The following is a 12631-nucleotide window of genomic DNA, read 5'->3' on the forward strand; positions in this document are numbered from 1 at the left end:
GCAGGCCCCTGTCGTCAGCCCAACGGCATAGTGCAGAAATTGGCGCCGACGCGGAAGTTGCGGTCGGCCGCCGGGTCGAAGTCCGCGGGACCGAAGGACCCGCACTCCAGGAGCGCGGCCAGGTGGTCCTCGGCGTCGTCCCGCGGGTGGTAGCCGATGGCCTCCCCTTCCGCGAGGGACCACCACCGGCGGGTGTTGCGGGAGATGCCCCACAGCATCCGGAATCCGGCGGGCTCCGCGCGCAGACACGCCTCCACCAGCCGGGCCGCGTCGTCCGGCGACAGCCAGGCGGCCAGATCCTCAGGAGCGAGCGGGCGCGGCCGGAAGGCGCCGATCCGCAGACAGGTGACGTCGATGCCGAAGCGGCTCCGGTAGAGCGCGCCGAGCGCCTCCACCGCGGCCTTCCCCGCGCCGTAGAACGTGTCGGGGCGCGGTGCGATGTCCGCGGGCAGCTCGGCGCGCTCAGCGGCGGGGGCCCCTGCGGCAGCGCCCTCCTCCCGTAGGGGTACGGCGTCGTCCCGCGTACGGAATCCCGCCGCATGGATGCTGGAGGCGAGCACCACCCGCGGCACGCCCTGGCGGCGCACGGCCTCCAGTACCCGTTGCGTGCCGTCGATGTTGATCTCCCGGATGCGCTCCCAGGGCGCCTCCCCGGCCAGTCCCCCGAGGTGGAGCACCGCGTCGACACCCTGGCAGGCGGCGTCGATCGCGTCCGGGTCGGTGAACGAGGCGCGTACGGTCTCCACGGCCTCGCCCGGCGCCGGCGGCTCGATCTCGGCGATGTCCAGGAGCCGGAGTGTGCGTCCCGGCCGCGCCATGCGCGGGCGCAGCGCCCGGCCGACGCGGCCCGCGGCCCCGGTGATCAGGATGCGCTGCGCCGTCACCATGTCTGCTCCAACGGGTCCATATCGTGCGGCAGTCGGGCGGGCGGGCGCTGTTCGTCGTAGGGCCGCGGGGTCGCGCAGGCGGGGGCGTACGGCGGCTGGTTGTAGGCGTGGTGGCGGCGGAAGGCGACGTCGACCGGCGGATTCCAGTGCCGCCAGCTGCCGGGGTCGGTGTCGACGGGGGGCGACATGGGGCCGGTACCGTTTCCGTTCTCGGCGGCCACCGCGTACTCCAGGACGGGCGCCTGCCCCGGCTTCCCGACGCCGCGAGCACCGTCCGACCCGCGCGGATCGCCGGTCGCCGGTACGGCACCGGGCACGCGGTCGACGTACGCGAAGGCCGTGCCCGCGAAGACCTCGCGGAAGCCGGCCTCGCCCTTGCGCCGCCGGTACAGCCGGTACCGTCCGGCACCCAGCACCTCGCCCCAACTGACGCTCACCGCACCGTCGTTGAGCCTGACCTTCAGGCCGTCCGGCGGCTCCGGCGCCCGGCCGGACGCGTAGACCGGGTATTCGGCGCCGGGAGGGCCCTGCCGGTCGGTGTTCCGCGCGGCGACCCTGACGTGGTACTTCACGCCGTCGGACAGTCCGCTCAGGAGTCCGGGGCTGTCGGCGGCGGCGACGGCCGGTGCCCAGGTCAGACCGCCGTCCGTGCTGAGTTCGAGCAGGTAGGAGTCGGCCGCGGCGACGGCGGTGAAGTGCACGACGGCGCCGCCGGGGAGGGTCTCGGTACGGATCACCCGCGGCGGCGCCGGTTCCGGGCGGCGCGCGGTCAACTCCCATGCGTGGCGGCCCCGTGGGAGCGCCAGCCGCACGGTGTCGTGCGTCCGGCCGAGCGGGCGCAGCGGTGCGCCGTCCACGGAGAAGTCCGCCGCGGCGTCGAGCCCGGCGGGCAGGCGCAGGGTGATCCCGGTGTCCGTCTGCGCGTCGTACGTGCCGCGCAGCTCCGTGGGGTGGAGGTAGCCGAGGCTGATGCCCAGGTCGCGGCCGTCGGTGGTCAGCAGGACGTCCGCCGTGCCGATGGCGCTGCCGTGAAAGAGGGTCAGTTCGCGGCGTCCGCTGTCGAAGAGCCGGATCGTGCCCGCCGTTCCCGTGAACCGCAGCCCGTCCTCGGCGAATTCGACGTCGGCCGGTTCGCAGGGCCTCGCGGACTGGTGCCGGAAGACGAGGTCGAGGCTGTGCGGGGTGCGGATCCTGGCGCCCCAGGGCGTGTCGGCGGCGGGGTCGATCACCAGGTCGTCGCGGTGGCTGACGACCGCGAGCGTGTTGCCGTTTGCCCCGTCGGCGCGGCCTTCGAGGCGTACGCCGTGCGTGACGTCGGTGGCGAAGGCGCCTCCGAGCGCGCCGGCCTCCCGCACCGCGCCGCCCCGGCCCGCCGCGCCGCCTTCTCCCACCGTGCCGTCCTCGCGCACCCCGCGCACGAGGTGGATGAACGGCATCCGCTCGGGCAGGTGGGGGTAGCTGTTGGCGTCGTGCCCGGTGGCCTCGGTGAGCACCGACCAGGTCCACACCATGCGCTGGTTGGGCGCGAAGGAGTCGTAGGTGACCAGGTAGTCGGTGCCGACGAGCAGCACGCTGCGGCCGAGGTACAGGTCGCCGACCGGGCCGTCGGGATCGGGGACGATCTCCGCGTACTGCGCGCCGCCGAGGTCGTACATCGGCCGGTCGAGGGTGTGGCAGCCGATGCCGCGGAAGGCGCCGTCCTTCCAGACCGCGCAGGAGGTCGCGAAGGTCGCGTCGGGCACGCGGCGGTCCCCGGCGTCCTCGGGGCCGTGGCCGCTGTAGGAGGCGCCCGCCGCGTAGTAGTAGAGGTGGCCGCTCCCGTTGTCGTCGGCGATGCCCCAGCGGTAGTTGGGGCCGCGGTCCACCTGCTGGAGGAAGACGGCGACCTCGCCCGGCCGGTCGACGTCGGCGCGCAGGGTGATCCCGTATCCGGTGTATTTGGCGCTGCGCAGGCGGGGGTTGGTGCCGGGGTTGCCCTCGGTGCGCACGGTGACGCGCCAGGGGTCGGGTGCGTCGTGCGGGCTGTCCAGGCGCCGGGCGGCGGGGTCGCTGCCCCACAGCAGGTGTTCGGCGACCAGGGGCCGGTAGCGGTGCAGGGTCTCGCCGAGCAGCCGCATCTCGATGGGAGGGCGGCGCGGCCAGTAGGCGTGCGCTCCCTGCGCGGGGTGCAGCCGCCGCAGCTCGCCGGTGCCGGTGACGTCGACCGGCGCGGTCAGCGCGTTGACCAACCAGTCGCCGAGGGCGGCGAGTTCGGGGGTGACGGCCCGGTTGCGGCCGTCGGCCTCCCGCGCCAGGTGGTTGCCCTGGCCGAGGGGCCGCAGATACGCCCACACGTACGTGGCCAGGCTCTCGGTCCACCGGCCGGGCCGTGCGCGGCGGGAGGGCAGCGCCGGGCGGGTGTGGAACACACCGGTCAGCTCGGCGAACCGCTCGAACTGGTCCAGCCACTCCCCCGCCGCCTCGTGCTCGGGGAAGAGCCAGGCCAGGCAGGCCAGCGCCGCCTTGCCGTCGGCCATGAAGTTGGGGTGCCCGCCCGCCATCCGCAGCAGCGGGCCGATCTCCTCGCCCGCCGAGACGTATCCGGTCAGCAGGAGCAGGGCGTCCACGCGTTCGCGCTCGGCGGCGTCGAGCTGTCCGGCGAACCGGTCGTAGCCGTCCAGCAGCCGGTCGTAGAGCGGGCGTTGGCCGATGTTGAGGTAGCCCGCGATGTCGTTGACCCCGTGGGCGATCAGCCGGGGTCCCTCGGGGCCGGTCAGCAGGGCGTCGGCGAATTCCCGCGCGCTGCCGAACTCCCCTTCCCCGCACAGTGGTTCCGGCCGCTTGCCGGTGTAGGTGAGCGTCCAGTCCTTGACCCGGTCGAGGCTGAGCGTGCCCTGCCAGTGCTGGAGATGGCGTACGTACGTGGACTGGTAGGCCGTCGACCGCTGCGCGCGCAGCACCTCCAGGTCGCGCTCGTGGTCGTAGAAGGCGATACCGGTGCTGCGGGTGCCGGTGCGCAGCGGCCAGGTCCAGCGCAGGACGCCGTCGTGGCGGAAGTGGACGCGGAGGGTGTCCGCCGACGCCCACGAGGAGTACGTACGGTCGTCCCACCGGCTGTGGTCGCGGACGAACACGCCCATGGCGTCGCGCTGTTCCGCGTCCCAGAAGGCGGCGTGCGGCCGGATGTCCCACGCGAAGCTCGGGGCGTAGGGGCCGACGGTGAAGGCCATGTCGGTCTCGGGGTGCTCCCTGCCGCCCGGCCCGGAGAAGGACGGGTCCTCGCCGCAGTCGCCGACGACGACGGGCTCGTCGATGCCGAGCCAGTGGTACAGCTCGGGCGAACCGGGGTCGGCGTGGTCGGCGGCGGACTGCGAGAACGGCCATGCGGAGGAGAACCGGTGGGTGGGCGTGCAGCCCTCCCAGTGCAGTTCCCAGGCCATGGCCGTCGTCGCCGTCGTCGCCGCAGTAGTGGTGGTCGCCGTTTCGTCCAACGACACCATCTCCTCGGACAGTTCGAGGAAGTCGCAGTCCCGCAGCACCCGGACGGTGGCGGTGTAGCGCGCGCCGCCGGTGAAGACGTACGTGAGGACGTGGGTCGCGAACAGCGGTCCCGCCTCGGTCAGTTGCACGTCGAGGTGGTCCAGCCGCCCGTCGCCGCAGCGCAGTACGGACCTGCCGACCCAGCCGTGCCCGCGGTCGAGCTGCCGGACCGGCCCTGGTATGGCCCCGGCGGCGAACCGGCCGGCGGACGGCAGCCGGACCCGCAGGGCTCCGCCGTCGACCACGATGCCGTCGCCGTCCTCGATGACCTCGACCGGCCCCGTGCCCCGTGCCGGCGGCAGCGTCTCGTCCGCCCGCAGGGTGAACTCATGGCGGGCGCCGGGCGCGAGGTCGGCGAAGAAGCAGACGGTGGCCGACGTCAGGAACGCGTCGTCGCCCTCCGAGTCCGTGGTCGTCTCGGCGAGTTGGAAGGGCATCGGCGCGCCGGACGCGTCGAGCAGCCGCAGTCGCCCGGCGCGTATCGAGGGCGCCGCCCACCGCACCGGGTAGTGCAGCAGGGTCCGGGGCCAGGCGAAGTCGGGGTGGACGAGGGGGTCACTGAGCGCGAACCTCACCTCGTCGCCGTCCGCCGGCCAGTGCGTGACGGCGGCCGTCACGATCCCCCTCCCACTTCGGCGCCTCCGGCGCCCGACGAGCCGGGCGCGACACCCTGCGTGCCGAACGCCGCGCCGCCCGCGACGCCTTCGACGAGGTAGCGCTGGAGCAGGATGAACAGCAGCATGATGGGCGCCGCGACGATGAAGGTGCCCGCGGCGATCAGCGGCCAGTTCTGCGAGTACTCGCCGAAGAACGAGTACAGCCCCCGGGTGACCGGCCACAGCGCGGAGTCCGACAGCATCACCAGCGGCAGGATCAGGTTGTTCCAGGCGTGCACGAAGCCGAAGATCGCGAACGTGGCCAGGGCCGGTTTCATCTGCGGAATGATGATGGTGAAGATGAACCGGATGTAGCCGCAGCCGTCGAGCGCCGCCGCCTCGTCGATCTCGCGCGGGATGCCCTTGATGTAGCCGACGAAGAAGAAGAACCCGGCGCCGGACAGGCTGGTCAGGATCAGGTAGCCGGCCATGCTGTTGTACAGGCCCAGCGTCCTGGCCTCGATGAACAGCGGGATCAGGCCGCCGGGCAGGAAGCCGGAGAAGATGAAGAAGGTGTACAGCCCGTTGGAGTATTTGAAGTAGCCGCGGGAGATGGGGAAGGCCAGGAAGACGCCGAGGATCAGCGTGACGACGTCGGGGATGACCGCGTAGACAAGGCTGTTGATCATCTGCCGTCCGAAGTGCCCCTGGTTCCAGGCCGCCGAGAAGCTCTCGGTGGTCCACGGATGCGGCATCCCGGTGGGGTTCTGGAGGAATCCGGTGTACGTCTTGAACGCCTGGAGCAGGACGTAGACCAGCGGCAGGGCGAACAGACCGGCCGCGATGGCGAAGCACAGCAGGTTCAGCCCCGCCGCCTTGGTCGTCCTGGCGGACATCAGCCGCTGGAGCCGGGTGGGGGCCGCGGGGGTCCTCGGCGCTGACGACGGCGACGCGCCGGCCGCCCGGGCGGTCGTCACAGCGAGACCTCCCGCCTGCGCAGGCCGTACAGCAGGACGCCGCCGATCGCGACGGTCAGCACGAACTGGATCATCGCCAGCATCGAGCCGTAGCCGAGTTGGCTGTCACTGCCGAACGCGGACTGGAACATGTACAACCCCAGGGTCTTGGTGCCGAAGTTGCCCGCGGTGAGCACCATGATCAGCGCGTACTCGCCCAGCGTGGCCATGGCGGTGAGGAAGACGTTCACGGTGGTGGCCGGGGCCAGCAGCGGCCACGTCACATGCCGGAACACCCGGAACCGCCCCGCGCCGTCCATCGCCGCGGCCTCGTACACCGAGCGCGGGATGTTCCGCAGTCCCGCGATGTAGATGAGCATCGAGTAGCCGGAGAACATCCAGACGTTCACCATCATCACCAGCCACAGCGCCAGTGAACTCGACCCGAGGAAGGCGGAGTCGACGCCGAACAGGCCGTGCACGACCTTCTCCACCGGCCCCGAGTACGGGTCGAGCATGAGGGAGAAGACCGCGCCGACCACGGTGACGGAGAAGATCTGCGGCATGAAGATCAGTGCGCGGTAGAAGGTCAGGGAGCGGCCCGGCCGGTTGAGCAGCAGGGCCAGTCCGAGCCCGATCGCGTTCTGGAGCACGGTCACGCCGATGACATAGATCAGCGTGACCCGTACGGCGCTCCACAGTTGGGTGGACAGCGACGTGAACGCCGCGTCGTAGTTGCACAGTCCGCAGAAGTTGAGCGGCGTGCCCGGGAGCCCGGAGTACCTGGTGAAGGAGTATCCGATGGTGGCCAGGGACGGGTAGAGCCCGAACAGCAGCCAGCCCGCTCCCGGAATCGCGATGCTGGCCCAGGGAATGAACCGCCGCGTCCGTTGGGTTCCGAAGGGACAGCGTGCCACGCCGCGCCTCCTTTCTCATGGTGCCTGGGAGGCGGTGGTCAGTTGCCGACCGACTTGCGGTACGCGCTCGCCGAGCGGCTGAGGATCGTGTCGGCGCTGTCGCCGCCGATCGGCGTCATCTTGGAGAAGTCGGGACCGCCCGCGTCCACGGGCGCGCCCGCGGGCACCCACGGGTTGCTGAGCTGCTGGAATGCGTCGTCCATGTGGGCGTTCTGCCAGTCCATCCACGGCAGTCCGGTGTTCTTCAGCGCGGGCTGGGTGGAGATGGAGCCGGTCTTGGTCAGCCACTCCTTGTAGTTCTCCGGGTCGGAGAACATCGTCAGCCACTCCATGGCCAGGTCCTTGTGCTTGGCGGTCGTCGGGACCATCCAGGTCAGGTCGGGCTTGAGCATCAGGCGGTTGGCCGCCGGGGTGTCGGTGCCGGGCATGGTGAAGAACCCGAGGTTGAGCGTGGGGTTGGCCTTCTGGATGAGCGCGCCGTCCCACGAGCCGTCCAGCAGGAACGGGTAGTCGTCGGACTTCGCGGCCCAGACGCCGGGCGCGGTGAGCTGGGCGACACCGGCCGCGTTGGGCTCGATGTACTTCATGACCTTCTCGTAGCGGCCTGCCGCGTCCTTGTAGACCTGGTCGGTCCAGGACTGCGTGCCCTTCCAGAACGCGTCGGCCCGCTCGCTCGACACCTTGACCGAGTCCGAGGCCGGGCGGCCCTGCATGAGCGTCTGGTTCACCGAGCCCTGCCACACCCCGCCCTGCATGTTGTCCTTCGCGGCCACGAAGATCGGGGTCTTGCCCGCCTTCTTCAGCGTCTCGCAGTCGTCGAGGAACTCCTGGAAGGTGGTGGGCACGCCCATGTGGTACTTGTCGAGAAGGTCCTTCTTGTACCAGATCGACCCGGCGGCGGCGTACTGCGCGGCCATGACGCCGTAGACCTTCCCGTTGCGCCCGACCGCGGCGGCCTGGGCCGTCGCGTCGTAGTTCTTCATGAACGGCTGCGCCGACAGGTCGGTCATCTGCCCGGCGTCGATCAGCGCGGCGGCGCCCGCGGGCTTGAGGCTGGTGTAGCTGGGCGCGAAGCCCGCCTGGGTGGGCGCGGAAAGGGCCAGTACGTCAACGGACTTGGACTGGAGCAGGCTGTTCCAGAGCTGCTGCCAGGCGCCGTTGTTGTTCGGCGCCTGCTGGAGCTTGACCTTCACGCCCGGATGGGCCTTCTCGAACTTGGCGTTGAGGTCCTGCGTGAACTCGATCGCGCCCGGGTTGGTCCACTCGGCGACGGTCAGGGTGGTCGTGGCGCCGCCGCCGCCGGACGAGGAGGAGCCGCAGCCGGTGAGCGCGGCCGACACGCAGGCGGTCGCCGCCAGCAGCGTGACGAAGGTACGGGGTCGCATGAGGGTGGGGCTCCTTCGTTTCGAGTTCGGTTCGAGTGCGGTGCGGGGGTCGGTTCGGGATCGGTGCCGGGCGGGCGGGCGCGCGTCAGGGGCGCTGGAGCGCGCCGTCGGCCCGCCGCGGCGGCTTCCACGCCTGGCCGGGCTCCGCCGCGCCCTTGGGCGGGTACTTCAGCGCCAGCCGCTCGTCGAGGTCGACGCCGAGACCGGGCGCGTCGCTCGGCCACAGGTGGCCGTCGCGGATCTCGGGGCAGCCGGGGAAGACCTCCCGCGCGGCCGGGCCGAACAGATGCTGTTCCTGGATGCCGAAGTTGGGGGCGGCCAGGTCGAGGGCGAGGTTGGCGGCGTGCCCGACCGGCGAGACGTCGCCGGGACCGTGCCAGGCGGTGCGCACGCCGAACATCTCGCAGGCGGCGGCGAGCCGCCACGCCAGGGTGATGCCGCCGATCGCCGACACGTGGACCCGGATGAAGTCGCACAGCCGCTCCATGACGACCGGGCGGTACTCGGCCGGGTTGGTGAACAGCTCGCCGATCGCGATCGGGGTCACCGAGCGTCCGCGCAGGACGCGCAGCCACTCGATGTCCTCGGGCGCGACCGGGTCCTCCAGATAGAACAGGTCGTACGGTTCCAGGTCCGCCGCGATCCGTACGGCGTCGGTGGGGTGCACCCGCTCGTGCACGTCGTGGATCAGCTCGACCTCGGGGCCCGCGTGCTCCCGCAGGTGCTCGAAGAGGCCGCGCACCGTGCGCCGATAGGCCGCCGGGTCCCAGGCGTTGGGGGTCAGCGCCTTGGCGGCGCCGGCCGTGGCCGCGGCGGCCGGCGCCCCGTAGGTGCCCGCGCCGGGCACGGCGACCTGGCAGCGGACGTGCCCGTACCCCTCGGCCATCAGGGCCAGCACCTCGTCGGTGACCTCCGCCGCGTCCCGTCCCGCGGCGTGCGCGTACACCGGGACCGCGGTGCGGCAGCGCCCGCCGAGGAGCTGCCACACCGGAAGTCCCGCCTGCTTGCCCTTGATGTCCCACAGGGCCATGTCCACACCGGACAGCGCGTTGTTGAGCACGGGACCCGACCGCCAGTAGCCGCTGACGTGCAGGGTCGACGCGATGTCCGTGATGTCCGCAGGATCGCGGCCGATGAGCTGCGGCGCCAGATACTCGTCGACCGCCGTGGCGACCGCCTTCGCCCGCTGCGTGAAGGTCGCGCAGCCGAGTCCGTACAGGCCGGGCTCGCTGGTGTCGACCCGCACCACGACGAGCGTGGTGCCCGCGGGAGCGGTCAGGATCGTCCTGACCCCGGTGATACGGACTCCGGACGGCTGCGCCCACGGCGGCTCTGCGGGCACGGACTCCTTGACGGGTCCGGCGGAATCGGCGGCGTGGTCGGTCACGGGAGGGTGCTCCTGGTTCTGTGCGAAGAGGCGTTACGGGGTGCGCGGGACGGTCAACTGCCGATGCCCCAGCGGGTGTCCACGCGACCGCCGGTGAACTGGGCGCCGGTGCCCCAGAACGGCGCGAAGTTGTAGCAGCCGGACGTGGGCGGCTCCGCGGCGGTCGTCCAGTACGTGGCGCCGTGACCGCCGGTTCCCGCGTCCGTCACCTGGAAGGCGAAGGACATCGGGGTGACGGCGCCGGGCTGCGCGCTCTTCACCGCGGCGGCCACCTCGGGGAGTTGGCTCCAGGCGAGCGCGACCTCGTACCTGGTCACCTTGTTGACGTCGTCCCGCGACACCAGCACCCGGCCCTCGGTGCCGCTGTCCGCCTTCGCGTCCATCGGGCCCAGCGGCGTCGGGAGCGTCGCGTTGGTCGGGTAGTACGTCTGGTAGTTGGTGCCGGGCGCGAGCTGCCGGTGCAGTTCGGGGACGCCTCCGGTGGCGAGCGTGACGACGTACAGGTGGGAGAGCGACCGCAGGCACTTCTCGTAGTGCGCGTCCCCGACCAGCAGATCCTCGGTCTTGTGCGCGACCGCGTCGAAGCCGAGCTGGATGCTGTCCGCCTTGAACGGGAAGAGGTACTCGTTCGCCGCGAAGGGCACGTTGGAGAGCTGGACGTCGTCCTCGATCAGCGCCCTGAAGTACAGGAAGCCGTCGTCCCAGGCGGCCTGGAGGCTGTACGTCCTGGTGTCACCGGCCGCGCCGGTGCTGGCCATCGTCACCGGGACGACGTCGTTCCACTGGCTGGCGCTTCCGCCGACGGTGATCTGACGGAACGGCAGATACGCGAGCTGCACCTTCCGCGTCCCGGTCTGGTGCACCTGCGCCGAGCCGCGCGGCACCGTGATGTCGTAGCCGATCTCGTACTGGTTCGCGGAGTTGGCCGTGAACGACGTCACGGGGAAGGTCAGCGTCTTCGACTGGCCGGGCTTGAGGCTGATCCACGGCGAGACCGACAGCGACACCTGCCAGCCGGACGGCGGGGTGATCACGACCTTCGCGTTCTGCGTCTGCGGCGAGACGTTCTCCACCAGGACGTCGATGGTGCTGCTCGCGCCCAGCGGCTTGGTGAAGGACTGGACCTCGACCTTCAGCGGGGTGTCGTAGTCGAAGGCGGCACCCGTGGTCAGCACCGACTTCAGCGCCTCAGGACTCAGATCGCTGTCGAAGTACAGGACTTCCCACGGCTTGACCTGGAGCGTGACGGACGACGAGGCCCCGTCGGCGAGGCGGCGGCCGAGGTAGTCGTAGACCCGCACGCCCTGCGCGCCGTTGAGGGTGACGGTGCCGTTGTACCCGGCGCTCTGGTCCTCCATCGTGCCGTCGTAGAGCTGGTCGGCGTAGACGGCGGCCCGGCCCTTGCCGTCGGCGCCGCGGAACAGGAAGCCCCACGTCGACTTGGCGTTCGGGTACAACTCCTCTTCCAGCGTGGCGTCTTCGAGCAGGCTCGTCATGGTCGCGTAGGCGACGACGGCGGGCTTGGGGGACTTCGTGGCGATGTCGTAGATGTTGAACTCGACGCCGGAGTAGGTCTTGTCGTAGGACAGCGAGAACCAGAAGATCCGGATCGGCGAGTCCTCCTCGGCGCCCGCGAGCATGTGCAGCAGGTACGTCGGCGCCACCGTGCGGGCCACGCCGTACCCGGCCTGTCCGGCCGGCAGATGGGTGAAGTTGGCGTCGGCGTTGCCCAGTTCGGTCTGCCACTGCCCGGCGCGGCCCTGGGTGCGCGACCAGAGGCGGTCCATCTTGACCTGCGTCTTGGTCATCGCGTACTGCGTGGCGTCGGGGTAGCCGTAGGCGTGGTTCACCGAGCCGTCGATGTAGCCGGTGTCCTTGGAGCCCCGCGCGTACACGATGTCGCGGTTGTACGTGACCGAGCCGCCGCCGATCAGATTGACGTCGGGGAACTCGGGCTTCACCCGGTCCCAGATCAGCTTGCACATGTCTCGGTAGTCCTGGGCGTCACCGGTCATCCACGCCCAGCCGTGCACCCAGGGCTCGTTCCACACCTCCCAGTTGGGGACCAGGTCCTGGAGCGGCGCGATGCAGTGGTAGACCATCTCGGCGTGCGCGACCAGGTCCTTGGGCCGGTTCTGGTAGGTCTTCACCGGCTTGCCGTCCGGGCCGGGCTGCACATTCCACGACATGTTGTAGTTGATGCCGGCGAGGGCCTCGATGCCGTGGGCGTGCCAGTCGGCGATCTCGGCCCGCGCCGCGTCGATCTGCGGCTGCTGCCAGAAGACGCCGGGGGACGGGCAGACGGTGTCCGGCTGCACGGCGTCGATGCCCCGGCACCACTTGACGCCGATGCGCTGGGCGATCTGCCGGGTGATGGCGGGAGTCGACTCCGAGCGGATGCCCAGCCCGAACGCCGAGTTCGGCCTGCGGCCCGCCACGGTCGGCCGGATCACGCCCAACCCGAGCGTCTGCGACAGCAGTTGGGCACCGGAGGCGTTGGTGACGGTGGCCGTGACGGCGTAGTGGTCGGGATCGTACGAGCCCAGCGGGATCGTGGTGGTGGTCTGCGTACCGGCCGGGGCGGTGAACGCGGTGGTGCCGCTGTTCAGCGGCGCCCCGGCGCGGGCGGCGACCGACCAGGTGACCGAACCGCTCAGCGCCGTCGTGGGGTTGAAGACCACGAGGAGGTCGGGGGCGGCCTTCGCCGTACCGGTCACCGGGTAGAGGCCGGTCGGGTCGGAGAATCCGAAGGCGACCACGGACAGCGCGGCGGCTGCCGCCGTGCCCTCGGGCGCCGCGGCGCGGGCGCTCGGCGCCAGGCCCCAGTCCATGGCGCTCGCGACGGCGGCGCCCGCGACGGCGGCTGCTCCGTAGCCCACGACCTTGCGCCGGGAGACCTCCGCGGGGGTGGCCGTCGCCGAGGTCGGCGTCGCCGGGGTGGTGCGGTCGGATCTGGCGTGGCTGTCTGTCACGGTCGGTCCTCT

The 12631-nt window shown here is 71.4% G+C and carries 7 protein-coding genes; all 7 read right to left on the reverse strand.

Annotated features, from left to right (window positions below):
- Positions 1–14: 14 nt before the first annotated feature.
- Positions 15–887 (reverse strand): NAD-dependent epimerase/dehydratase family protein, encoded by an 873-nt coding sequence (locus tag ACFY9V_RS12350; protein WP_391161101.1) that lies wholly within the window; start codon positions 885–887, stop codon positions 15–17.
- A complete protein-coding gene (locus tag ACFY9V_RS12355; protein ID WP_391161102.1) occupies positions 881–5023 on the reverse strand; it encodes a hypothetical protein in 4143 nt (1380 codons plus the stop codon). The genes ACFY9V_RS12350 and ACFY9V_RS12355 overlap by 7 nt, the downstream gene beginning before the upstream one ends.
- Positions 5020–5979 carry an ABC transporter permease subunit gene (locus tag ACFY9V_RS12360; RefSeq protein WP_391161104.1) on the reverse strand — a complete coding sequence of 320 codons (960 nt, stop codon included), beginning with the start codon at positions 5977–5979 and terminating at the stop codon, positions 5020–5022. Before ACFY9V_RS12360 ends, ACFY9V_RS12355 begins: the two co-directional genes overlap by 4 nt.
- Positions 5976–6875: a sugar ABC transporter permease gene (locus ACFY9V_RS12365; protein WP_355333125.1), complete on the reverse strand. Its 900-nt coding sequence runs from the start codon at positions 6873–6875 to the stop codon at positions 5976–5978. The genes ACFY9V_RS12360 and ACFY9V_RS12365 overlap by 4 nt, the downstream gene beginning before the upstream one ends.
- Before the next feature lie 38 nt (positions 6876–6913).
- Complete coding sequence (locus tag ACFY9V_RS12370) at positions 6914–8260, reverse strand: extracellular solute-binding protein (protein WP_355333127.1); 1347 nt, start codon at positions 8258–8260, stop codon at positions 6914–6916.
- Between the two features lie 85 nt (positions 8261–8345).
- Entirely contained in the window at positions 8346–9647 is a 1302-nt protein-coding gene (locus ACFY9V_RS12375) for an enolase C-terminal domain-like protein (protein ID WP_391161106.1), read from the reverse strand.
- Positions 9648–9700: 53 nt separating this feature from the next.
- A complete protein-coding gene (locus tag ACFY9V_RS12380; protein ID WP_391161108.1) occupies positions 9701–12619 on the reverse strand; it encodes a hypothetical protein in 2919 nt (972 codons plus the stop codon).
- Positions 12620–12631: the final 12 nt, after the last annotated feature.

This window comes from Streptomyces sp. NPDC008317 (genome assembly GCF_042955955.1).
GTDB lineage: Bacteria > Actinomycetota > Actinomycetes > Streptomycetales > Streptomycetaceae > Actinacidiphila.

Excerpts from the sequence above, each read along its gene's own strand:
- ACFY9V_RS12370 (WP_355333127.1), bottom strand. The coding sequence starts at position 8,260 with ATGCGACCCCGTACCTTCGTCACGCTGCTGGCGGCGACCGCCTGCGTG.
- ACFY9V_RS12350 (WP_391161101.1), bottom strand. The coding sequence starts at position 887 with ATGGTGACGGCGCAGCGCATCCTGATCACCGGGGCCGCGGGCCGCGTC.